Origin of the sequence: Micromonospora citrea (genome assembly GCF_900090315.1) — a bacterium.
GTDB lineage: Bacteria > Actinomycetota > Actinomycetes > Mycobacteriales > Micromonosporaceae > Micromonospora > Micromonospora citrea.
The window spans coordinates 2151263-2176774 of record NZ_FMHZ01000002.1 but is presented as its reverse complement, the minus strand read 5'-3'; the positions used below and the strand labels follow the sequence as shown (position 1 = coordinate 2176774).

At 76.3% G+C, this 25512-nt stretch carries 7 protein-coding genes (1 of these 7 running past the window's edge); all 7 read left to right on the top strand.

Annotated elements, in window-relative coordinates; genetic code table 11:
* Tightly spaced (each overlapping or abutting the next), the 7 genes in view from GA0070606_RS09925 to GA0070606_RS09895 form a layout consistent with a single transcriptional unit that may run on beyond the window.
* Positions 1–1508 carry the final stretch of a type I polyketide synthase gene (locus tag GA0070606_RS09925; RefSeq protein ID WP_091097035.1) on the top strand. Its footprint begins 1648 nt before the window's first position, so only the last 1508 of its 3156 coding nucleotides appear in the window; its start codon lies off the left edge, out of view; its stop codon occupies positions 1506–1508.
* Positions 1505–4816, top strand: coding sequence for a non-ribosomal peptide synthetase (locus tag GA0070606_RS09920; RefSeq protein WP_091097033.1), 3312 nt, complete (start codon positions 1505–1507; stop codon positions 4814–4816). Before GA0070606_RS09925 ends, GA0070606_RS09920 begins: the two co-directional genes overlap by 4 nt.
* Positions 4794–8003, top strand: a complete 3210-nt coding sequence (locus GA0070606_RS33685) for a type I polyketide synthase (protein ID WP_091097031.1) — start codon at positions 4794–4796, stop codon at positions 8001–8003. The genes GA0070606_RS09920 and GA0070606_RS33685 overlap by 23 nt, the downstream gene beginning before the upstream one ends.
* On the top strand, positions 8000–14026 hold the full coding sequence (locus GA0070606_RS09910) for a non-ribosomal peptide synthetase (protein ID WP_091097029.1): 6027 nt from the start codon (positions 8000–8002) through the stop codon (positions 14024–14026). Before GA0070606_RS33685 ends, GA0070606_RS09910 begins: the two co-directional genes overlap by 4 nt.
* Positions 14023–21186 (top strand): type I polyketide synthase, encoded by a 7164-nt coding sequence (locus GA0070606_RS09905; protein WP_091097027.1) that lies wholly within the window; start codon positions 14023–14025, stop codon positions 21184–21186. Before GA0070606_RS09910 ends, GA0070606_RS09905 begins: the two co-directional genes overlap by 4 nt.
* On the top strand, positions 21183–24395 hold the full coding sequence (locus GA0070606_RS09900) for a non-ribosomal peptide synthetase (protein ID WP_141721629.1): 3213 nt from the start codon (positions 21183–21185) through the stop codon (positions 24393–24395). Before GA0070606_RS09905 ends, GA0070606_RS09900 begins: the two co-directional genes overlap by 4 nt.
* Positions 24358–25512: a zinc-binding alcohol dehydrogenase family protein gene (locus GA0070606_RS09895; protein WP_091097023.1), complete on the top strand. Its 1155-nt coding sequence runs from the start codon at positions 24358–24360 to the stop codon at positions 25510–25512. The genes GA0070606_RS09900 and GA0070606_RS09895 overlap by 38 nt, the downstream gene beginning before the upstream one ends.

Sequence of the window (25512 nt, the reverse complement as noted above, 5' to 3'; positions counted from 1 at the left end):
AGCTCTACGCCGACGAGCCGGTCTTCGCCGAGCACCTGGACCGCTGCGCCGACCTGGCCGCCGCCCGGCTCGGCTACGACCTGCGCGACGCGGTGCTCGCCGCCGACGGCGACCCCCGCGCGGCCGAGATCCTCGACACCACCGCGGGCCGGCTGACCGCCCTGTTCGCCGTCGAGTACGCGCTGGCCAGGCTGTGGGAGTCGTGGGGCGTGCGCCCGGAGGCGATGCTCGGCCACAGCAGCGGCGAGTACGTGGCCGCCTGCCTGGCCGGCGTCTTCGACCTCGCCGACGCGATCGACACCGTCGCCCTGCGCGGCCAGCTCATCGACCGGCTGCCCGAGGGCGCCATGCTCGCGGTCAACCTCGCCGAGCCCGACGCCGCTCGGTACGCGGGCGACGACCTCGACGTCGCGGCCGTCAACGGGCCCGAGCAGACCGTGCTCTCCGGACCGGCCGCCGCCGTCGAGGCGGCCCGGGCCGCGCTGGACGCCGACGGGGTCCGCGCCAAGCTGGTGCGGGTACGCCAGGCCGCGCACACCCGGATGCTCGACCCGCTGCTGGGCGAGTTCGCGGCGCACATGGCCACCGTCGCGCTGCGGCCCCCGCAGGCGCGGGTCGGCTCCAACGTCACGGGCGGCTGGCTCACCGCGGCCGAGGCCACCGACCCCGGCTACTGGGTGCGCCACCTGCGGGCCACCGTCCGATTCGGCGACAACCTGCGCACCGCCGCCGCCCTCCCGGACGCCGCCTTCCTGGAGGTCGGGCCGGGGCACGCCCTCGGCACCATGGCCCTGGCGATGAGCCGGGCGGCCGGCGCCGAGACCACCACGTCCATCGTGGCCTCCCTGCCCGCCTCGCCCGAGCAGGACGAGAACGAGACGCTGCTCGGCGCGCTGGCCCGGCTCTGGCTGGCCGGCGCGGCGATCGACTGGGCCGCCTTCTCCGCCGGTGAGCAGCGGCGCCGGGTGCCCCTGCCGACCTACCCGTTCGAGCGTCGCCGCTACAGCCTGCTCAACGGGTCGGCGCCCGCCCCGCAGGAGGCGCCGGCCGCGGCCGGCCCGAAGCACGACCGGCCCGACCTGCCCACGGAGTACGAACCACCGCGCACCGACATCGAGGAGACCGTCGCGCAGGCGTGGCGCGAACTGCTCGGCTACCGGGAGATCGGCGTCTTCGACGACTTCCTGCTGCTGGGCGGGGACTCGCTGCTGACCGGCCGGCTGGTCGCCCGCCTCCAGGACACCTTCCAGGTGCCGATCACCGTCGCGGAGGCCTTCGCCCGGCGCACCGTCGCCCAGCAGGCCGACCTGCTCCAGGACCGGCTCCTGGCCGAGCTGGAGGGGCTCTCCGACGCCGACGCGGAACGGCTGATGGGCGAGACGGACCGCGAGCCGCTCGCCGACTCCGACGCGGAACGGCTGGCGGGCGGGACGGACCGGGACGCGCCCTGCGACTCCGAGGCTGGACGGCTGGCGGGCGGGACGGATCCGGCGGAGGCGGGGCGATGACGGCGACCCGCGGCGGCGCCGCCTCGATCCCGCTCCGGCCGCCCGGACGGCCCGCCCCGCTGTCGTTCCAGCAGCGCCGGCTGTGGTTCCTCGACCGGCTGACGGGCGCGGACGCCGGCGTGCACAACATGGCGATCGCGCTGCGACTGACCGGCCCGCTCGACGTCGCGGCGCTGGACCGCGCGCTGCGCCTGATCCGCACCCGGCACGAGGCGCTGCGGACGACCGTCCACGACGACGGCGACGAGCCGGTCCAGGTGGTCGAGCCGGTCGACGACGCCCCGATCGAGACGCTGGACCTCACGGCGGTGCCCGACGACCGGCGGCCGGCGAGGCTCGACGAGACGATCGCCGCCCGCGCCCGGGAACCCTTCGACCTGCGCCGCCCGCTGATCCGGACGCTGCTGGTCCGCCTCGCCGCCGACGAGCACGTGCTGTTGGTGACGATGCACCACATCATCGCCGACGGCTGGTCCGGGGGCGTGCTGGCGCGGGAGCTGGCGGAGGGCTACGCCGCGCTGCTGGCGGGCCGGCCGCCGCGGCTGCCCCACCTGCCGTTGCAGTACCCGGACTTCGCGGCCTGGCAGCGCTCCTACCTGACCGGGCCGGTCCTGCAACGGCAACTCGGGTACTGGCGGGACCGGCTGGCCGGCGCGCCGCTGGTGCTGGACCTGCCCACCGACCGGCCCCGGCCGGCCGTGCAGAGCCACCGCGGCGCCACCCTGCGCCTGGACCTGCCCGCCGACGTGGCCACCGCGCTGCAACGGTTCAGCCGCGCCGAGCAGGTCAGCCCGTTCATGCTGGGCCTGGCCGTCTTCGCGGTGGTGCTGTCGCGCTGGTCCGGCCAGCAGGATCTGGTCATCGGCACACCCGTGGCCAACCGCACCCGGGCGGAGCTGGAGCACCTGTTCGGCTTCTTCGCCAACACCCTGGCGCTGCGCACCCGGCTCGACGGGGAGCCGACCTTCCGGCAGCTGCTCGACCGGGTACGCGCCGACCTGTCGGCGGACTTCGCCCACCAGGACGTGCCGTTCGAGATGCTGGTCGACGCGCTGCACCCGGTCCGCGACCTGAGCCGGCACCCCGTCTTCCAGACCCTGTTCAGCTGGCAGGACGAGCCGATGCGGCCGTTCCGCACCGGTGGGCTGGTCGTCACGCCGATCCCGCAGCACAGCGGCAACTCCCAGTTCGACCTGTCGTTCTACGCCCACCGCACCGCCGACGACGCCGTCTTCTGCATCGTCGAGTACGCCACCGACCTCTTCGACGCCGACACCGTCCGCGGGCTGGCCGACCAGTTCGTCGTCGCGCTGCGGCACGCCGTGGCCGATCCGGACCAGCCGGTGGCCCGGCTGCCGCTGCTCGACGCGGAGGAGCACCACCGGGTCACCGTCGAGTGGAACGACACCGCCGTGCCGGTGCCCACCGGCTGCGTGCACGACCTGGTGACGGCGCAGGCCGCCCGCACCCCGGACGCGGTCGCGCTGACCTGCGCCGGGCGCGCGCACACGTACCGCGAACTGGACGAGCGGGCGGAGCGGCTGGCCCACCGGCTGCGCGCCGCCGGCGCCGGCCCGGGTCACCTGGTCGGGGTCTGCCTGCCCCGGGGCGCCGACCTGGTGGTGGCCCTGCTGGCGGTGCTGCGCTGCGGGGCGGCGTACCTGCCCCTCGACCCGGCGCACCCCGCCGGCCGGCACGCCGACCTGCTGGACGACGCCGCCGTCGAGCTGGTGGTCACCGCCGACGAGTGGGTTGGCCGTTTCCCCGGCCGGCGGACCTGCCCGCCGTACGCCCCGGCCGACGACCCGGTGTCCGACGCCCCGCTGCCCCGGGTCGACCCGGACGCGCCGGCCTACCTGCTGCACACCTCCGGCTCGACCGGGCGGCCGAAGGGCGTGCTGGTGCCGCACCGGGCGGTCGTCGACTTCCTGGTCGGCGTCCGCACCTGCCCCGGCCTGCTGCCGTCCGACGTGGTCCTCGCGGTCAGCACCATCTGCTTCGACATCGCGCTCTACGAGGTGCTCGCCCCCCTCACCGCCGGCGCACACGTGGTGCTCGCCACCGAGGACGACGTGCGCCAGGGAGAAAGCCTGCTCCGGCTCGTCCGGGAGCACCGGGTGACCGTGCTCGACGGCACGCCCTCCACCTGGCGGCTGCTGGTCGGCGCCGGCTGGGACGGCGGCGACCTGCGGCTGGCGGTCTCCACGGCGGAGGCCCTCACGCCGGAGCTCGCCGAGCAGCTGCTCGACCGGTGCCCCGAGGTGTGGAACATGTACGGCCCCACCGAGACGACGGTGTGGGCGGCCGGCCACCGGGTCCGGCGCGGCGAGCGGCCGACCCCGATCGGCCGCCCCACCCCCAACACCCGGCTGTACGTGCTGGACGCCGCGGGTGAACCGGTGCCGCCCGGGGTGCCGGGCGAGCTGTACGTCGGCGGCGCCGGGGTGGCCCACGGATACCTCGGCGCGCCGGCCACCACCGCCGCCCGCTTCGTGCCCGACCCGTACGGCCCGCCCGGAGCCCGGCTCTACCGGACGGGGGACGTGGTGCGGCTGCGCCCGGACGGGGTCGTCCAGTACCTCGGCCGCACGGACAACCAGGTGAAGCTGCGCGGCTACCGCATCGAGCTGGGCGAGATCGAGGCGACGCTGCGCCGGCACCGGTCGGTCGCCGACGTGGCGGTCCTGCTGGAGGGCGCCGACCCGGTCCGCCGACACCTGGTGGCCTACCTGGTGGGGCGGGGCGACGCGGCGCCGGACGCCGCCGAGCTGCGGTCGTGGTGTGCGGCGACGCTGCCGGCGTACATGGTCCCCGCCCGGTACGTCGCCCTGCCGGCGCTGCCGCTGAACAGCAACGGCAAGGTGGACCGGCGGGTCCTGGCGCAGACGCCCGGCACCGACCTGACGGCGGGCGCCGCCGGCCCGGGCGCGCCGCTGGGCGCCACGGCCCGCCGGGTCGCCGAGGTGTGGCGTGACCTGCTGGGCCGCGACTGCGGCCCGCACGAGAACTTCTTCGACGCGGGCGGCCACTCGCTGCTCGCGGTCGAACTCCAGCGCACCCTCGCCGACCGGTTCGGCGTGGACCTGGCGCTGCTGACCGTCTTCGAGTTCCCGACCATCGTCGGGCTGGCCACGTACCTCGACGCGGCGGCGGGTCCGGCCGCCGCCGCGCCGACCGGGCCCGCACCGGCGATCGACGTGGAGTACGGCCGCCGACGGCGGTCCGCTCACCGGCTCCGGCCACGAACCGGCCCGGCCATCCACCAGCCACCGAGAGGGGAAGCCCATGACGCCGGCCCGAACCGCTGAGACCAACCCGGGCACCACCACCGCGGAACTGCCCGAGGAACTGGAGAACGCCCTGGCGGTGGTCGGCCTGGCGGGTCGTTTCCCGGGGGCGTCGAACGTCGCGGAGTTCTGGCGGAATCTGTGTGCCGGGGTGGAGTCGGTGACGTTCTTCTCGCCGGAGGAGTTGGCGGCGGCGGGGGTGCCGGAGTCGGTGTACTCGCATCCGAGTTACGTGCCGGCGAAGGCGCGGTTGGACGGCGTGGAGTTGTTCGACGCGGAGTTCTTCGGGTTCAACGCCCACGAGGCGGAGATGACGGATCCGCAGCACCGGCTGTTCCTGGAGTGCGCGTGGGAGGCGCTGGAGGACGCCGCGTACGACCCGGCGCGTTTCCCGGGCCGCATCGGCGTCTACGCCGGCCAGTCCATGAACACGTACTCGCTCTACAACATCATGCGCAATCCCGCGCTGGCGCAGGCGTTCTACCTGGACTACCTGCCCATGATGATCAGCTCCAACGACGACTTCCTGGCCACCCGGGTGGCGTACAAGCTGGACCTGCACGGGCCGGCGATGACCATCCAGACGGCGTGCTCGACCGGGCTGGTGGCGATCCACCAGGCGTGCCAGTCGCTGCTGGCCGGGGAGTGCGACATGGCGCTGGCCGGCGGCGTCGGGGTGAAGATCCCGGAGAACGTCGGCCACGTGTACCGCGAGGGCACCGGCCTGTCCCCGGACGGCCACTGCCGCGCGTTCGACCGCAACGCGAGCGGGATCGTCGGCGGCAGCGGCGTGGGTGTCGTGGTGTTGCGGCGGTTGGTCGATGCGGTGGCGGCGGGGGATGTGGTGCATGCGGTGGTGCGGGGTTCGGCGGTGAACAACGACGGTGGTGGTAAGGCGGGTTTTACGGCGCCGTCGGCGGTGGGTCAGGCGCAGGTGGTGGCGGATGCGTTGGCGGTGGCGGGGGTGTCGGCGTCGTCGGTGGGTTTTGTGGAGGCGCATGGGACGGGGACGCCGTTGGGGGATCCGATTGAGGTTGCGGGGTTGACGCGGGCGTTTCGGGTGGATGCGGATGGGGTGGGGTTTTGTGCGTTGGGGTCGGTGAAGACGAATGTGGGGCATTTGGATGCGGCGGCGGGGGTGGCGGGTTTTGTGAAGGCGGTGTTGGCGGTGCGGGAGGGTGTGGTGCCGCCGACGGTGCATTTTCGTGAGGCGAATCCGAAGTTGGCGTTGGAGTCGTCTCCGTTTTTTGTGAATGGTGAGTTGGTGTCGTGGCCTTTGGTGGGGGTGCGGCGGGCTGGTGTGTCGGCGTTGGGGGTTGGTGGGACGAATGCGCATGTGGTGTTGGAGCAGCCGCCTGCGGTGAGTTCGGTTGGCGGTGGGGTGCGGGGTTGGCAGGTGGTGGTGGTGTCGGGGCGGACGCCGTCGGCTCTGGTGGAGGTGGGGCGTCGGGTTGGTGGGGTGTTGGCTTCGGGTGGGGTGGGTTTGGCGGATGTGGCGTACACGTTGCAGGTGGGTCGGCGGCATTTCGAGCGTCGGCGGGCGGTGGTGTGTCGTGACGCCACCCAGGCCGCCGCGGCGCTGAGCACGCCGCCGGGCGCGGCCGTCGACTTCCGCCCCGGCCGCAGGGTCGCCTTCCTCTTCCCCGGCGGCGGCAGCCAGTACGTCGGCATGGGCCGCCAGCTCTACGCCGACGAGCCGGTCTTCGCCGAGCATCTGGACCGCTGCGCCGACCTGGCCGCCGCCCGGCTCGGCTACGACCTGCGCGACGTGGTCCGCGCGCCCGACGGCGACCGGGCCGTGCAGGAGTTCCTCGGCACCTCCGCCGGGGTGACCACCGCCCTGTTCGCCGTCGAGTACGCGCTGGCCAGGCTGTGGGAGTCGTGGGGCGTGCGCCCGGAGGCGATGCTCGGCCACAGCGGCGGCGAGTATGTGGCCGCCTGCCTGGCCGGCGTCTTCGACCTCGCCGACGCGATCGACACCGTCGCCCTGCGCGGCCAGCTCATCGACCGCCTGCCCGGCGGCGCCATGCTCGCCGTGTCGCTGCCGGAGGAGGAACTCGCCGCCCGGCTGGGGCCGGAACTCTCCATCGCCGCGGTGAACGCCCCCGGCCAGTGCACCGTCTCCGGCCTGGTCGAGCCCGTGCAGGAGCTGGCCGACCGGCTCGCCGCCGACGGGGTGGACTTCCGCCGGCTGCACGTGCGGACCCTCGGCCACTCGGTGGCCATGGAGCCGGTGCTCGACGAGTTCCGCGCCCACGTCGCCGGCCTCACCCTGCGCGAGCCGACGCTGGCGTACGTCTCGAACGTCACCGGCACCTGGATCACCCCGGCCGAGGCCACCGACCCCGACTACTGGGTGCGGCAACTGCGGGGCACCGTCCGCTTCGGCGACGGGGTGCGCACCCTGCTCGCCGGCGCCACCGACCGGACGCTGGTCGAGGTCGGCCCCGGCACGGTGCTCGGCGCGCTGGTGGGGGCCAACGGCGACGGCGCCGCCCCGCCGGTCCTGCCGTCGATCCGGCACCCCCGCGACTCGCAGCCGGACCAGGCGTTCCTGCTGGCGACGCTGGCCCGGCTCTGGGAGTCCGGGGTGGACGTCGACTGGGAGTCCTTCGCGGCCGGCCAGCCCTGCCGGCGGGTGTCCCTGCCGACCTACCCGTTCGAGCGCCGCCGCTACTGGATCGACGCGCCGGAGGACGGCCCCGTCCCGGTGCAGGACGACTCGGTGGCGCCGCGCCGGGTGCCGGAGCCGGTCGACGCCGGCCCGACCAGCCTCGACGTGGACCTCGGCAGCACCCTGCACAAGCGCCCCCACCTGACCACGGAGTACGTGGCGCCCCGCGACGACTTGGAGGAGTCGATCGCCGCCGCCTGGCGGGAGCTGCTCGGCTTCGAGACCGTCGGCGTGCACGACAACTTCTTCGCCCTCGGCGGCAGCTCCCTGCTGACCACCCGCCTGGTCACCCGGCTGCGGGAACGCTTCGCGGTGGACCTGCCGCTGGAGGAGCTGTTCAAGGCGCACACCATCGCCGCCCAGGCCACCATCATCCGCGCCCTCCAGGACGGCGCGTCCGGCGCGGACGGCGCGGACGGCGGCGCCGCCGCGAGCGACGGCGGCCCCGGGCCGGCGGTCGACGGCGGCCCCGTGGCGGCGGGGGGCGGCCCCGGGCCGGCGGTCGGCGGCGAGTCGGACGGAGCCGCGCGATGACCGTCGACGAGCAGCGCGGGGCCCGCCCCGCCCAGGCGTTGTCCCCGGCCAAGCAGGCGCTGCTGGCGGCCTGGTCCAGGGGGCGGCGCGGCAACCGCGACGAGATCCCCCGCCGGGGCGACGACGGCCCGGCGCCGCTGTCCTTCTCCCAGCAGCGCCTGTGGTTCCTCGAGCGGATGGTGCCGGACAGCCCGGCGTACAACACGCCGATGGCGGTGGAGCTGCGCGGGCCGCTGGACGTGGCGGCGCTGCGCGACAGCGTGCAGCGCATCGTCGACCGGCACGAGGCGCTGCGCACCACCATCCGGGAGGCCGACGGCGAGCCGGTGCAGGTGGTCTCGCCGCCGGCGACCGTCGACCTGCCGGTGACCGACCTGACCGGCCTCGACGAGGCCGAACGCGAGGAACGGGTGCGGCAGGCCCTCCAGGAGGAGGCCCGGCGCACCTTCGTGCTGGCGGTCGGTCCGCTGGTCCGGTTCGGGCTGTTCCGGCTCGCCCCGGAGCGGCACGTCTTCCTGGTCAACTGGAGCCACCTGATCGCCGACGGCTGGTCGGGCCGGGTGTTCTCCCGGGAGTTGGCCGAGTGCTACTCCGCGCTGGTCACCGGCGGCACGCCCCGGCTGCCCGAGCTGAAGCTCCAGTACGCCGACTACGCGGTCTGGCAGCGGGCGCAGATGTCCGGCCCCGCGCTGGCCCGGCAGGTGCGCTACTGGCGGGAACGCCTCGACGGCATCCCCGCGCTGCTGGAGCTGCCGACCGACCGGCCCCGGCCCACCGTGCAGAGCTTCCGCGGCGACACCCTCCGGTTCACCGTCGACGAGCGGCTCACCGGGCGGCTGCGCGCGCTGTGCGCCGGCACCGACAGCACCCTGTTCATGGTGCTGCTCGCCGCCTTCACGGTCGTGCTCTCCCGCTGGTCGGGGCAGCCCGACGTGGTCGTCGGCACGCCGGTGGCCAACCGCAACCGGCCCGAGCTGGAGGACCTGTTCGGCTTCTTCGCCAACACCCTCGCGCTGCGCACCACGGTGACCGGCGACCCGACGTTCCGGCAGTTGCTGGCCCGGGTCGGCGCCGACGTGTCGGCCGACTTCGCCCACCAGGACCTGCCGTTCGAGAAGCTCGTCGACGAGCTGCAACCCGAGCGCAGCACCAGCCACAACCCGGTGTTCCAGGTGATGCTGGCGCTGAACAACACCCCGCCGCCCCGGGTCGACCTGACCGCCGACACCCAGCTCGTCGGGCTCGTCGAGGGCGACACCGGGTCGGCGAAGTTCGACCTGTGGCTGTCGCTGGCCGACGCCGGGGACACGCTGCCCGGCGGGCTGGAGTACGCGACCGACCTGTTCGACCGGGACACCGTCGAGCGGATCCTGGCCAGCTTGCTGCGCCTGCTCGACCAGGTCTGCGCCGACCCCGACGCCCCGCTGTCGCGGCTGGAACTCGTCGACGCCGAGGAGCGCGACCGCGTCCTGCGGGTGTGGAACGACACCGCCGCCCCGGAGCCCGCGCCGCGCGTCCTGCACGAGTTGATCGCCGAGCAGGTCCGGCGGACCCCGGAGCACGTCGCCGTGCGGCTCGACGACCGGTCGCTGACCTACGCCGAGCTGGACCGGCGCGCCAACCGGCTGGCCAACCGGCTGCGGCGGCACGGCGTACGCCCCGACAGCCGGGTAGCGGTCTGCCTCGACCGGTCACCCGAGCTGCTGGTGGCGCTGCTGGGCGTGCTCAAGGCCGGCGGCTGCTACGTGCCGCTGGACCCGGACCACCCGCCCGCGCGGCTGGCGTACCTGCTCGCCGACTGCGGCGCGCGGATCGTGCTGACCGGCGACGGCGGGCGGGACGTGCTGCCCGCCGACGCCCCGCCGGCGATCGACCTGCACCGCGACGACTGCGCCGACGAGTCCGAGCGGGCCCCGGCGAGCGGGGTCACCGAGGACGACCTGACGTACGTCATCCACACCTCCGGCTCGACCGGCATGCCGAAGGGGGTGATGAACAGCCACCGCGCGGTGGTGAACCGGCTGCGCTGGATGCAGCGCCGCTTCGGGCTGACCGCCGGGGAGGCGGTGCTGCAGAAGACGCCCGCCAGCTTCGACGTCTCGGTGTGGGAGTTCTTCTGGCCGTTGCTGGTCGGCGCGACCGTCACCATGGCCCGCCCCGACGGGCACCGCGACCCCGGCTACCTGGTCGACCTGATCAACGACCAGCGGATCACCACCGTCCACTTCGTGCCCTCGATGCTCCGGCTCTTCCTCGACGAGCCGCGTTCGGCCACCTGCACCGGGCTGCGCCGGGTGGTGTGCAGCGGCGAGGCGCTGCCCCGCGACCTGGTCCGCCGGCTCCAGGAGCGGCTGCCCGCGCGGCTGGACAACCTCTACGGCCCGACCGAGGCCGCCGTGGACGTCACCGCCCACCGGTGCCTGCCCGGGGAGGAGCCCAACGCCGACGTGTCGATCGGCGCGCCGGTCGACAACACCAGCATCTACGTGCTGGACCCGGCCGGGCGGCCGGTGCCGGTCGGGGTGCCCGGCGAGCTGTGCATCGGCGGCATCCAGGTGGCCCGGGGCTACCAGGGCCGGCCGGCGCTGACCGCCGAGCGGTTCGTCCCCGACCCGTTCACCGACCGCCCCGGCGCCCGGATGTACCGCACCGGCGACATCGTCCGGTGGCGGCCCGGGGGCACCCTGTCCTACCTCGGTCGCGAGGACCTCCAGGTCAAGCTCGGGGGCATCCGCTTCGAACTCGGCGAGATCGAGGCGGCCCTGCGGGAGCACCCCACCGTCCGGGACGCGGTGGTCACCGTGCGCCGGGACGCCGGGGACGAGGGCCAGCTCGTGGCGTACGTGGTGCCCCGCGCCGGGGAGCCACCGGAGCCGGCCGCGCCGGCGGCCCCGGACGAGCCCCCGGCGACCGGCGACGCCGACGGCACCGTGCACCAGTGGGCGCGGGTCTTCGACGAGGCGTACACCGAGCCGGAGACCCCCGACGCGGCGGACAGCAACTTCTCCAGCTGGAACAGCAGCTACACCGGCGCCCCGATCCCGGCCGACGAGATGCGGCGGTGGGTCGACGAGACCGTCTCCCTGGCCCTGGCGACGCCGCCCGGTCGGGTCCTCGAGGTGGGCTGCGGGCTCGGGCTGCTCCTGCTGCGCATCGCGCCGCACGCCGTCTCGTACCACGGCACCGACATCTCCCGGTTCGCGCTCGGCCAGGTCCGCGCCGAGGTCCGGGCCCGCGGCCTGGCGGGCGTGACCCTCGACGAGCGGGCCGCGCACGAGCTGGCGGACCTGCCCGCCGGGTCCTTCGACACCGTGCTGCTGAACTCGGTGGTGCAGTACTTCCCGGACGCCGACTACCTGCGGCGGGTGCTGGCGCAGGCGCTCCGGCTCGTCGCCCCGGGCGGCCGGGTGATCGTCGGCGACGTCCGCAGCCTGCCCCTGCTGGCCGACTTCCACCGCTCGGTGGAGCTGCACCGGGCGGGCCCCGACGACGACCCGGCGGTGGTGCTCGCCCGGGCGGCGGCCCGGACCTGGCAGGAGGAGGAGTTGGCGCTCGACCCGGCGCTGTTCACCGCCCTCGGCGAGACCGTGCCCGGCGTGGCCGCCGTGCAGGTGCGGCTCAAGCCCGGCGGGTACGACAACGAGCTGAGCCGGTTCCGCTACGACGTCGTCGTCCACGTCGCCGCCGACCCCGCGCCCGACGGCCCGGCCGGGCCGGAACCGGCCGTCGACCCGCTCGGCTGGGACGGCGACCTGGCCGGCCGGCTGCGCGAGCGGCTCCGGGAGGAACCGGCGGTCGCCGTGACCGGGACACCCAACGACCGCCTCCGCGAGATCGCCGTGCTGCGGGCCGGCGCCGGGGCCTGCCGGACCGTCGGCGAGCTGCGCGCCCGCGTCGAGCGGGAACCGGCCGGCGTCGACCCCGACGCGCTGTACCGGCTCGCCGACGAACTGGGCGTACGCGTCGTCGTCGCCCCGTCCCCCGCCGACCCGACCCGGATGGACGCCCTGTTCCACCGCGCCGACGTGCGACCGTCGTGGCCCCCGGCGCCCCCGACTCGCGCCGGCGCGCCCGCGAACTGGCCCCGCCAGGCCCGCCTGATGGGCGAACTCGGCCCCCGCTGGCGGGCCCACCTGAAGGACCGGATCCCGCGCTACGCGGTGCCGGCGGTGTTCGTTCCCGTGCCCGACATCCCGCTCAGCCTCAACGGCAAGGTCGCCTGGTCGGACCTGCCGGCGCCGCCGCCGGCGGCGGCCCGGGACCGGGGCGCGCACGTCGCGCCGGCCGACGGCACCGAGCGGCTCGTCGCCGACATCTGGGCGTCCGTGCTCGGCCTGGAGCGGGTCAGCGCCACCGCCAACTACTTCGAGCTGGGCGGCGACTCGATCCGCGGGATCCGGGTGATGGCCCGCGCCAACCAGGCCGGCCTGCCGCTGGTGCCCCGCGACCTGTTCGCGCACCCGACGGTGGCGGAGCTCGCGGCGGTCGCCGACGCCCGCCTCGCCGAGGGCGGCGTCGCCGACGGGCCCGCCGACGACGCGGCGGAGCCGCCGGCGGACTGGGGGCTGTCGGAACGCGACCGGGCCCGCCGGGAGCGGCTGCTGGCCGACCCCGACGTGACGGAGGTCTTCCCGCTGGCCCCGTACCAGGCGCACATGCTGCGTCGGCTGGTCGCCGACCCGCGCCCCGGCGAATACCTGGTGCAGCGCGTCGACACCCTGCGCGGCCCGATCGACGTGGACCTGCTGCGCCGGTGCTGGGCCGGGCTGGCCCGCCGGTACGCCCTGCTCCGGACCATGTTCGTCTGGACCGACCTGGACGAGCCGCTCCAGGTGGTGCGGCGCGACGTCGAGCTGCCCTCCCGGTACGAGGACTGGACCGGGCTCACCGCCGCCGAGCAGGACGCCGAGCTGGCCCGCTTCCTGCGTGAGGACCAGGCGGTCGGCTGCGGCCCCGACGACCCGGCCGGCATCCGGCTCTTCCTCGGCAAGGTGGACGAGGACGCCTACCGGACGGTGTTCAGCTTCAGCTACCTGCGGATGGAGGGGTGGAGCCTCAGCGTCTTCCTCAGCGACGTCATCGGGGAGTACCACCGGCTGCTCGCCGGCGAGACCCCGCAGGCCGGCACGGACGTGCCGTTCAGCCGCTACGTCGGCTGGCTGCGTCGCCGCGGCGTACCGGCCGACACGCCCGGGTTCTGGCGGGACCTGTTCGCCGACGGGTGGTCGCCGACCCCGCTGGCCGCCTCCGCGCCCGGCAACCGGCCCGGCGCCCAGCGCGGCTACGCCCGGCAGCACCTGCACGTGGACGCGGGCGTCACCGAGGCGCTGCGGGACACCGCGCAGCGGCTGCGGATGCCCCCGAACACGCTGGTCCAGGCCGCCTGGGCGGTGCTGCTCGCCCGGTACGCCGGCCGCGGCGAGGCCACCCTGGGCGTCTTCTTCAACGGCCGCCCGGCGGACCTGCCCGGCGTCGAGGACCTGACCGGCCCGACGATGAACGTGCTGCCGATGCGGGTGCGGCTGCCCGGGCCCGACCGGCCCGTCGTGGACCTGCTGTCGCACGTCATGACCGTCGGCGCCGACGCCGCCCACCACCAGTACGTCGCGCCGGAACGGGTGGCGGCGTGGGCCGGCTGGCCGGCGGACCGGCCGATGTTCGACGCGTACCTGGTCTTCCAGAACCTCGACCCGAACCTGTTCGGCTCCACCGAGCGGATCCCGACGTTCTTCAGCCGGATGGCCGAGCCGTTCCGCCTCGACGTGATGCCGGGGGTGGAGCTGGGACTGATCCTGTCCTACCACCGCGACCTGCTGACCGACGAGGCCGCCGGCCGGGTGCTCGACGACCTCGTGGCGACGCTCGCGGCGATCACGGCCGACCCGCACCGGCCGGTCGCCGAGGCGCTCCGGCCGCCCGCCCGACCCGCCGCCGCGAAGGTGCTGCTGGTGGAGGGCGAGCTGGCCGGCCACCAGATCAAGGACACGCCGTTGCCCGTCCCGGCGGCGGTGGAACCACGGTGACGGAGGTGCCCATGTCCTGGATGGTGCCGATCGGCGCCGCCGACCCCGACGCGCTGCGCCGCCGGGCCGCCGAGGCCGCCGACCGGCTGGCCGCCGGGGCGGAGCCGACCGGCCGGGCCGCGCCGGCGGGCGCGGCGCACCGGCTGGTCGCCACCGGCGGGGACCGGGCGGCGCTGGTGGCCGCGCTGCGCTCGGCCGCCGCGGGGGAGCACCCCGAGGGGGTACGCACGGCCACCGGCACCGACGTCCCGCGCCTGGCCCTGGTGTTCTCCGGCGAGGGCACCCAGTGGCCCGGCATGGGCGACGGGCTGTCCGGGTGCGCCCCGTACGCGGCCGCCCTGGACCGGTGCGACGCGGCCGTACGGGCGCTGGGCGGCTGGTCGGTCACCGAGGAGATCAGGCGACCGGCGGCGTCGACCCGGCTCGCCGAGACCGCCGTCGCCCAGCCGGCGATCGTCGCGGTGGAGATCGGCCTGCTGGCCCTGCTGAAGAGCCTCGGGGTGCGACCCGACGTGGTGATCGGGCACAGCCTCGGCGAGATCACGGCCGCGTACGCCGCCGGGGCGCTCGGCGTCGAGGACGCCATGGCGGTCGCCTACCACCAGGGCCGGATGTTGCAGCGGGCCACCGGCGGCGGCGGGATGCTCGCCGTCGGCCTCTCCGCGGAGCAGGCCACCCGGCTGCTCGCCGACCTGCCCGCCGGGCTGTCCCTGGCGGCCGTGAACGGCCCGGCCAGCGTGGTGCTGTCGGGGGAGCGGTCCGCCCTGGACGCCGCCGTGGCGCGGCTGGCCGCCGACCGGGTGTTCCACCGCGACCTCGGCATCAACTACGCCTTCCACAGCCCGCAGATGGAGCCGTTCACCGGGGAACTGGTGGCGGACCTGCGGCCGCTGCTGCGCAACGGGCCCACCACCACCGACATGGTGTCCACGGTCCACGGCGACCTGGTCGGCGGCGACCGGCTGGGCGCGGAGCACTGGGGGATGCTGTCCCGCCGCCCGGTGCGCTTCCTCGACGCCGTGGCCCGCGCCGACGCGGCCGTGCACCTGGAGGTGAGCCCCACCCCGGTGCTGCGCACCGCGCTGCTGCAGTGCCTGGGCGGGCGACCCGGCACCACCGTGCTGGGCTCGCTGCGCCCCGACCGGGACGCCGCCGAGGCGGTCCACGCTCTGGCCGCCGACCTCTACCTCGCCGGCCTGCCGGTCACCTGGGACGCGCTGCCGACCGTGACCCGGACCGCCGGCGCCCCGGCGGCCGACGAGCCGGAGCGGGTGTCCGTCGGGTCGCCGGTCGTGGACCGGCTGCGCGCCGGCAGCCCGGCCGGGCTCGGCCACCGGGTGCGGGAGTACGTGGTGGACCGCGCGGCGGAGGTGCTCGGCCGCGACCGCGCCGAGATCCCCGCCGACGCGGGCCTGTTCGCCCTCGGCTTCGACTCGCTGACCGCCGTCCGCCTCGCCGAGCGGCTCGCCGCCGACCTGCGCCCGCACGTCCCGGTCGGGCCCACGGTGGCGTTCGACCACCCGACCGTCGCCGACCTCGCCGCCCACCTCGCCGCGGGGCTCGGCGGCGAGGCGGACCGGCCGGCGGCCGGGGCGGCGGCGCCTTCCGGGACGGGCCGGGCGTCCGCCTCCGACGAGCCGATCGCCGTGGTCGGCATGGCCTGCCGGGTGCCCGGCGCCGACGGCCCGGACGAGTTCTGGCGGCTGCTGCGCGACGGCGTCGACGCCACCGGCCCGGTGCCCCGCGACCGCTGGGACGTCGACGCGCTGCACGGCGACGACCCCCTCGAACCGGGCACCATCTACGCCCGGCGCGGCGGCTTCCTGCCCACCGTGGACACCTTCGACGCGGACTTCTTCGGCATCTCCGCCGTGGAGGCGGAGAGCATGGACCCCCAGCAGCGGCTCCTGCTGGAGGTGGCCTGGGAGGCGCTGGAGCACGCCGGGATGCCGGCGGACCGGCTGCGCGGCACCCGCAGCGGCGTCTTCGCCGGCCTGTCCATCGACGACTACAAGGGGCTCCAGATCGCCGACCCGGCCCGGATCGACGGCTACACCGGCACCGGGAACCTCTTCTGCGTGGCCGCCGGCCGGCTGTCGTACGTGCTCGGGCTGCGCGGGCCGTCGATGGCTGTCGACACCGGCTGCTCCTCGTCGCTGGTCACCGTGCACCTGGCCGCCCAGGCGCTGCGGGCCGGCGAGTGCGACCTGGCGCTGGCCGGCGGAGCGCACCTGATGCTCGCCCCGGACATCACCCTCTTTCTCTGCCGGGCCGGCGCGCTCGCCCCGGACGGCAGGTGCAAGACCTTCGACGCGGCGGCGGACGGCTACTCCCGGGGCGAGGGCGCCGGAATGGTGGTGCTCAAGCGGCTCTCCGACGCGATCGCCGACGGCGACGACATCCACGCCGTACTCGCCGGATCGGCCGTCAACCACGACGGCGCCAGCAGCGGCCTGACCGTGCCGAACGGCACCGCGCAGCAGGAGCTGCTGACCGACGCGCTGCGCGCCGCCGGCCTCGCCCCGGCCGACGTCGACTACCTGGAGGCACACGGCACCGGCACCCCGCTCGGCGACCCGATCGAGCTGCGCGCCGCCGCCGACGTGCTGGGCCGGGACCGGCGCGACCCGCTGCTGGTCGGGTCGGTCAAGACGAACATCGGCCACCTGGAGGCCGCCGCCGGGGTGGTCGGCCTGATCAAGACGGTGCTGGCGCTGCGACACCGGTGGATCCCGGCGCACCTGAACTTCCGCACGCCCAACCCCCGCCTGCCCTGGGACGAGCTGCCCCTCTCGGTGGCGACCTCCGGCCGGCCCTGGCCGGAGGGGCCGGACGGCCGGCCCCGGGTCGCCGGCGTCAGCTCGTTCGGCATCGGCGGCACCAACGCGCACGTGCTGCTCGCCGAGCACCGGCCGGCGCCCACCCCGGCCGTCCCGACGCCGGCTCCGGCCGGCGGCCCGGTGGGCCGGGTCGGGCCGGGCGACGCGGAAGGCGGCGCGGGACCGGACCGTCCGGTCGCGCCGGCGGGCGACGGCGCGACCGCCGGCCTGCTGCTGCCGCTCTCCGCCGGGTCGCCCGCCGCGCTGCGGGCCCTCGCCGGGCGCTACGCCGACCACCTCGACCGGCACCCGGAACTGCCCGCGCCGGCCGTCTGCGCCGCCGCGGCCCGGTTCCGCGCCCCGCTGCGGCACCGCCTGGCCGTCACCGCCGCCGACCGGGCTGAGCTGCGGCACCACCTCGACCGGTACGCCCGGGGGCAGGCCGACGGCCCGGTCTCCGGCGAGGTGCGCGACGCGCCCCGGATCGCCTTCGTCTTCCCCGGGCAGGGCTGCCAGTACCCGGGGATGGGCCGGGAACTGTACGACACCGAACCGGTGTTCCGCGCCGCCCTGCGCGAGTGCGCCGACATCCTCGGCGAGCACCTGGGCGACGACCTGGTCCGGGTGCTCCACGACGGCGGTGAGCTGCTGCACCGCACCGGCTGGACCCAGCCGGCCGTGGTCGCCGTCGAGTACGCCCTCGCCCGGCTCTGGGGCTCCTGGGGCCTGGAACCGGCGGTCGTCCTCGGCCACAGCGTCGGCGAGTACGCGGCGGCCTGCGTGGCCGGCGTACTGCCGATCGACCAGGCGCTCCGGCTGGTGGCGGTACGCGCCCGTCTGATGGACGCGCTGCCCGCCGGCGGCCGGATGCTCGCCGTCGCCGCCGACGGGGCGGCCACGGAGGCCGTGCTGGCCGGGCACCCCGAGGTCTCCGTGGCGGCGTACAACGGCCCCGCCGAGACCGTCGTCTCCGGCCCGGCCGACGCCGTCGAGGGCGTGGCGCGGGCCCTGGCCGGGGCCGGCGTCCGGCACCGCGACCTGCGGGTGTCGCACGCGTTCCACTCGGCGCTGATGGATCCGGTGCGCGCCGGGCTCACCGCCGAGGCGGCCCGCCTGCGCCCGGCCGAGCCGCGCGTGGACCTGGTCTCCACCGTGACGGGGCGGCCGCTCGACGGGCCGATGGACGCCGAACACTGGTGGCGCAACGCCCGCGAGCCGGTCCGCTTCGCCGAGGCGGTGGGCCGCCTCGGCGAGCTGGACTGCGGGCTGGTGCTGGAGCTGGGCCCCGACCCGGTGCTCGGCACGCTCGCCCGGCGTGGGGCGCTCGTGCCGTCGGGCGCCCGGTGGGTGCCGACGATGCGCCGGGGCCGCCGCGACGACGCCGTCGCCCGGGACGCGCTCGGCGCCGCCTTCTGCACGGGCGCGCCGGTGGCCTGGGACCGCGTGTACCCGGACGCCCGGCGGGTGCCGCTGCCGACGTACCCGTTCCAGCGTCGCCGCTTCTGGCGCGACAGCCGCGCCGGGGCCGCCCGGCCCGCCGACACCGGCCCGCTCGGGGAGCGGCTGCGCTCGCCCGCACTGACCGGCAGCGTCTTCGAGCAGGTCGTCGGCCCCGAGCTGCCGGAGCGGCTCACCGACCACGGCCTCTTCGGCGCGACGGTCGTGTCGGCCGCCAACCATCTCGCCGCGATCCTCGCCGGGGCCGCCGCCGACGGGGAGCCGACCGTCGAGGTCGGCGACGTGACCTTCCCCGAACCGCTCACCCTGACCGAAGGCGAACAGGTCCGGGTGCAGGTGCTGCTGGGCACCCCGGACGGCGGCGAGCGGAGCGCCGAGGTGGTCAGCGCGGCCGGGACCGACCCGGCGCGGTGGCGGGTGCACGCCACCGGCACCGTGCGGCCGGCCGGCCCGGCACCGGCCGGAGCGGACCGCCCCCGCGACACCGCCGGCACCGAGGTGGCGGACCTGGAGGACCGGATGCGGGACGCCGGCTACCGGCTGGGCCCCCGCTACCACTGGCTGGAGTCGGTCGTACGGCACGGCGACGAGGTCGACGCCCGGCTGCGTCGCCCGCGCGTCGTGCCGCCGTCCACCCGACCGGAGCCCGGCCTGCTCGACTCCTGCCTGCGCCTGGTGCTGGCGCTCGCCCCGCAGGCGCTGGCGGCCGACGGCGGCGGGCTCGCCGTTCCGGTCGGCGTCGACCGGCTCGCCTGGTACGCGCCGGTCGACCCCGCCGACGACGACCTCACCTGCCGGGCCCGGCTCCGGTCGGCCACCCCCGACGGCGACGACCTCGTCCTCGACGTCACCCTGCGGGCCGCCGGCCGGATCCGCCTGGTCGTGGACGGCCTGCGGCTGCGCCGGGTGCGCCGGACCGCGCTGCTGCGCGACGGCGACGCCGGCGACCGGCTGCGCCACCGCGTCGACTGGCGTCCCACCGGGCCGGCCCGAGGACGGACGACGTCGGACACCAGCGGCGGCTGGCTGCTCCTGGCCGACGGCGGGGGAGTCGCCGACCGGGTCGCGGCGGCCGTACGCGACGGGGGCGGGACCTGCCGGACGGTCGCGCCGGCGGCGGTCGCCGACCACCCCGGCGGGCTGCCGGCGCTGCTGGCGGATCCGGGGCCGGAGCCGCTGCGCGGCGTCGCCCTGCTGTGGCCCCTCGACGACGGCCCCGGGGTGCCGGGCGGCGCGGCGGCGCTGCACGACCGGCAGACCCACGGCGCGCACGCCGCCCTGCACCTGCTGCACGCCCAGGCCGCCCGGCACCCGGAGGCCCGGCTGGTGCTCGTCACCCGCGGCAGTCAGCAGACCGACGCCGGGCCGGTCGACCCGACCCACGCCGCCGTCTGGGGGCTGGGCCGGGTGGCGATGACCGAGCGGCCGGACGCCGACGTCGTCCTGCTCGACCTGCCGCCCGACGGCGGCGACCCGGACGCGGACGCCGCCGCCGTGCTCGCCGCGCTCACCGCCCCCGCCCCGCCGCCGCAGCAGGCCGTCCGCCCGGCGGGGAGGCTGGTGCCCCGGCTGCTGCCGGCGCCGGCGGACCGGCCGGAGAGCCTGCCCGTCCGCCCGGACGGCGGCTACCTCGTCACCGGCGGCACCGGCGGCCTCGGCCGGCAGGTCGCGGCCTGGCTGCTGGACCGCGGCGCGGGGCGGGTGTGGCTGCTGTCCCGGGGCGCCACGACCGTCGAGGGCGCTGAGCCCTTCGCGGGCGAGGGCGACCGGGTCCGCACCCTCGCCTGCGACGTCACCGATCCGGTCGCGCTGGAACTGGCGGTGGCCGCCGCGCGGCGCGCCGGTCCGCCGCTGCGGGGCGTGGTGCACGCCGCCGGCGGCCTCGACGACGCCCCGCTCGGGGCGCAGACGCCCGACCGCCTCGACACCCCGCTGCGGCCGAAGCTGGCCGCAGCGCAGTTGCACCTCGCCACCCTGCACGACCAGCTCGACTTCTTCGTGCTGTTCTCCTCGCTGGCCGGGGTCGTCGGCACCGCCGGCCAGGCCGGGTACGCCGCCGGGAACGCCTTCCTCGACGCCCTCGCCGCGCACCGGCGGGCCGTCGGCCTGCCGGCGGTCAGCATCGCCTGGGGGCCGTGGGCGCGGACCGGGATGGCGGCCCGGCTGGGCGAGCGTGAGCGGGAGCGGCTGACCGCGTTCGGCCTGCACCCCCTGGACCCGGCCGACGGGCTGGACGTGCTGGCGGGCTCCGCGTCCGCGCCGCCGTGCCTGGTGGTCGCCGACGCCGACTGGTCCCGGCTCGCCGGGCACCTGCCGCGACGGTGGCAACCGGGCCTCTACGCCGAACTCGTCGACGCGGCCCCGGCCGCCCGGGCCGCCGGGCCGGGATCCGGCCGCACGCAGCAGCCGCCGCAGAGCCCGCGCGAGCGGATCCTCGCCGAGATCTGGGCGGAGGTCTTCCGGGTCGACCGGGTCGGCGTCACCGACAACTTCTTCGACCTCGGCGGCGACTCGATCCTCAGCCTCCGGCTGGTCGGGGCGGCCCGCCGGGCGGGCCTGCGGATCGCCGAGGCCGACGTCTTCGCCCACCCGACCGTCCGGGACCTCGCCGCGGTCGCCACCGACGACCGGGAGGACGCCGGTCCGGAGACCGGCGACCGGGCAGCCGGTGGGCGTACGGGCCCCGGGCCGGACCACCCGACGGGGGAGCGCGCGCCGGCCGGCGGGAGCCGCCGCGCACCGGCCGACCTGGCCGCCTTCGCCGACGCCGGGCTGGACGCGAGCGACCTGACCGCGCTGGCCGAGCAACTGGCCGGGGCGGGCTCCGGCCGGCCCAACGGACGTCCCATCGCACCCGAGACGCTGAGGAAGGACAAGCCTTGACCGTTCCCGGAGTCGACAACATCTACCGCTTGTCGTACATGCAGGAAGGGCTGCTGTCGCACAGCCTCGCCGACCCCCGGGCGGCCTTCTACGTCGACCAGGTCGAGTACCGGCTGCACGGGCCCGTCGACCCGGACCTGCTGCTCGCGGCGTGGCAGGCGCTGACCCGGCGGCACGCGGTGCTGCGCACGTCGTTCCACTGGGAGGACATCAAGCAGCCCGTCCAGGTGGTCCGGGAGCACGTCGAGGTGCCCATGGAGATCCTGGACTGGCGGGACGTGCCGACGGCGGAACTGCCGGCACGGCTGGAGCAGCGGCTGCGCGCCGACCGGCTCCAGGGCTTCGACGTCCAGCAGCCGCCGCTGGTCCGGCTGACCCTCATCCGCACCGGCGACGAGGACCACACGTTCGTCCTGCGCTACCACCACCTGCTGCTGGACGCGTGGTCGGCGCTGATGGTGCTCGACGAGGCGTTCGCCAACTACGACACCCTCGCCGCCGGGCGGGAGCTGGAGACCGGGCCGGCGACCTCCTTCCACGAGTACGTCGGATGGGTGCGGGCCCAGGACCTCGACGCGGCGCGGCAGGCGTGGCGGGAGGCGCTGCGCGGCGTCACCGACTCGACCACCCCGGCGTGGATCCGTCCCGCCGAGGGCGACGCGCCGGAGCCGTCCGGGCGGGACAACCCGGAGCAGGTGCTGCACGTCCCGGCGGAGACCGTGGCGGCCCTGCGGGAGCTGGGCCGGCGCCGCGAGGTCACCCTCGGCTCGCTGCTGCAGACGTGCTGGGCGCTGGTGCTGCGGGCGCACAGCGGGCGCGACGACGTCGTGTTCGGGGGCACGCTGTCCAGCCGCCCGTCGGACGTGCCGGGGGTGGAGCAGACCGCCGGCCTGTTCATCAACACCCTGCCGGTGCGGGTCCGCTTCGACCCGGCCCGCTCGGTCCTCGCCACCGCCGTCGCCCTGCAACACGAGCAGGCGGCGCTGCGCCGCTACGACTTCAGCCCGCTGGAGCAGGTGCAGCGGTGGAGCGACGTGCCGCCGGGCCTGCCCCTGTTCGACACCATCATGACCGTGCTCAACCTGCCCGGGGTGGGCGTGCTGCACCGGCGCAGCGGCGCGGTCGAGATCCGCGACGGGCAGTACCGCTACCGGACCAACTACCCGCTGTCGGTGCTGGTGATCCCGGAGGGGGACCGGCTCGCCGTCCGGGTCGGCTACGACCCCCGACGGGTCGGTGACGACGCCGTCACCCGGCTGCTCGGGCACCTCGCGACGGTGGTCGACACGGTGGCGACGCGCCCGGACACGCCGGTGCGGGACGTGGACGTGCTGACCGACGCCGAGCGCGCCCTGGTGGCCGGCTGGAGCGGGACGTCCGCGCCGTACCCGGACGCGGCGACCGTGCACGGGCTCGTCGAGGAGCAGGCCGACCTGGGCGGCGACCGGGTCGCCCTGCGCGCCGGCGGCGAGTCGGTCACCTACCGGGACCTGGACCGCCGGGCCAACCAGCTCGCCCGGCACCTGCACGGCCTGGGCGTGGGCCCCGGCACGCCGGTCGGGCTGTGCCTGGGGCGTACCCCGGAACTGGTCGTGGCGATGCTCGCCGTGCTCAAGGCCGGCGGCTACTTCGTCGCGCTGGACCCCGACCACCCGCCGGCCCGGCTGGCCGACATCCTCGCCGACGCGGGCGTCGCGGTGGTGGTCAGCGACCGCCGGCACCGGGCCGGCCTGCCGCGCGCCGGGGTGGAGACGGTGCTGCTGGACGCGCACCGGGACCGGTACGCCGGCCTGCCCGACGACCGGCTGCCTGCGACCGTGGGCCCCGACGACCTCGCCTACTCCATCTACACCTCGGGATCGACCGGGCGGCCGAAGGGCGTGCTCGTGCCGCACCGGGGGCTGTGCAACGTCGTCGCGGCCCAGCGCGCGCTCTTCGGGCTGGGCCCGGACGACCGGGTGCTGCAGTGGGCGTCGCCGACGTTCGACGCGTCGGTGTTCGACGTGGCCATGGCCCTCGGCGCGGGCGCCGCCCTGCACCTCGCGCCGGCCGAGCGGGTGGCGCCGGGCCCCGACCTGCGGGACCTGCTCGCCACCGAGCGGATCACCGCGCTGACCATCACCCCGTCGGCCCTGGCGGCCGTGCCGGTCGCGACCCTTCCGGAGCTGCGCCTCCTCGTCCTCGCCGGCGAGGCGCTGCCGGCGTCGCTGGTGCGGCAGTGGCGCGCCCCGGGGCGCCGGGTCTTCAACGCGTACGGCCCGACCGAGGCGACGATCTGGGTCTCGGTGCACGAGTGCGGCCCCGAGGACGAGGCGCCGCCCGTCGGCCGGCCCATCCCGAACGTCACGGTGCGGGTGCTGGACGCCGCGGGCCGCCCGGTCGGCGTCGGCGTCCCCGGCGAGCTGCACGTCGGCGGCGTCGGGCTGGCCCGGGGGTACGCCGGGCGGCCCGACCTGACCACGCAGCGGTTCGTGCCGGACCCGTCCGGCCCGCCCGGCGCCCGCCTCTACCGCACCGGCGACCTGGTGCGCTGGACCGAGGACGGCGAGCTGCGCTTCCTCGGACGCACCGACCAGCAGGTCAAGGTGCGCGGCCTGCGCATCGAGACCGGCGAGGTGGAGGCGGTGCTGCGCCGGCACGACGACGTGGCCGACTGCGCGGTGGTGGCCCGCGCCTCGGACGGCTCGGACGGCACGCCGGACACCCTGGTGGCGTACGTGGTGCCGGCCGGCGCGGCGCGGGTGGACGCGGAGAAGCTGCTCGCGCACTGCGCGCAGGTCCTCCCGGAGTACATGCTGCCCGGTGCCGTCGTGCCGCTCGACCGGCTGCCGCTGACCAGCAGCGGCAAGCTCGACGTGCGCGCCCTGCCGTCGCCGCGCGACCTGGCCGGGGAGCGGGCGGCGCAGGCCGAGATGACGGTCACCGAGCAGGCGGTGGCGACGCTCTGGGGCCAGGTGCTCCAGGTGGACGGCCTCGGCCCCGACGGTGACTTCTTCGCCCTCGGCGGGACCTCGATCAAGGCGACCCAGGTGGTGTCGCGGGCCCGCCGGGCGTGGCAGGTGGAGCTGCCGATCCGCAGCGTCTTCGAGAACCGCACGGTGGCGGCGTTCGCCGCCGCCGTGGAACAGGCACTGGCCGCCGAGATGGATGACGACGATCAGGAGGTGCAGGATGGCGACGACCAAGGCGTGGGTGCTGCATGCCACTGAGCCGGGGAGCGAGCTCACCCGCGGGCAGTTGACGCTGGAGCAGATCCCGGTTCGCCGGCCCGGGGAGGGCGAGGTCCTCGTCGAGCCGCTGGTGGGCTGCTGGGAGGCCAACATGGAGCACGCGATCTCCCGGCACCCGGTGGACGTGGCCCGGCAGCGGGGCGACGACCGCATCGTGCTGGGCACGTGCGGGGTGGTCCGGGTGCTCGCGGCCGGGCCGGGGGTGCGCGGCCTGCGCGAGGGGCAGCAGTGCCTGTGGATCCCGTTCGGGGTGATCGACCGCAACGGCTACGCCGAGCGCATCTGCGCGTACGACGCCCCCGGCTCGCCGGGGCTGCTGTGCGGCCGGTTCGTCACGGAGGCGCGGCTGCTGGTGCCGCTGCCCGAGCAGAGCCGCCACCCCGTCGAGCGCTGGGCGCCGTTCGCCCGGTACTTCACGGCCTGGGACAACTGGCGGGTGGCCCGGCGCTGCTGGGAGGCCCAGGTCGACGACCACTGGGACGAGCCGCCGCTGGTCCTCGGCTGGGGCGGCGGGGTGGTCTGGGCGCAGCTGGAGCTGGCCCGGCGGGACGGCTTCCGGACCGCCATGGTCTCCGGCCGCGACAGCCGGCTGGCCGCGATCGCCGCGTCCGGCGCCACCCCGATCGACCGCCGCGAGTTCCCCGACCTCGACTACGACGTGGCGAGGGCCTCCGGCGACCCGGACGCGATGGACCGGCACCGGGATTCCAAGCGGCGCTTCGTCGAGCGGGTGATGGAGATCAGCGGCGGCCAGGGCGTCTCGATCTTCCTGGACAACATGGGCGGTGGGCTGCACCGGGTGACGTTGCAGTCGCTGGCCCGCGAGAGCGTGCTCGCCACCGTCGGCTGGAAGCACGGCATGCGGCTGTCGAACCTGCGGGCGGTGGAGTGCATCGGCCGGCACATCCACGTGCACACCCACGCCTGGCGGTTCCAGGACTGCGCGCGGATCCGGGACGTGCAGGAGAGCACCGGCTGGTTGCCCGAGATCAACGAGCCGGTGGCCTCCTTCGACGCCATCCCGCAGCTGGCCGAGGCGTACTCCCGGGACGCCTTCGACAGCTACTTCCCGCTGTACGAGGTGACGCCGGCCTGA

What these genes read in the sequence shown, in the direction of transcription:
- GA0070606_RS09895 (WP_091097023.1), top strand. Translation starts at nt 24,358, where the DNA reads ATGGCGACGACCAAGGCGTGGGTGCTGCATGCCACTGAGCCGGGGAGC.
- GA0070606_RS09910 (WP_091097029.1), top strand. Translation starts at nt 8,000, where the DNA reads ATGACCGTCGACGAGCAGCGCGGGGCCCGCCCCGCCCAGGCGTTGTCC.
- GA0070606_RS33685 (WP_091097031.1), top strand. Translation starts at nt 4,794, where the DNA reads ATGACGCCGGCCCGAACCGCTGAGACCAACCCGGGCACCACCACCGCG.
- GA0070606_RS09920 (WP_091097033.1), top strand. Translation starts at nt 1,505, where the DNA reads ATGACGGCGACCCGCGGCGGCGCCGCCTCGATCCCGCTCCGGCCGCCC.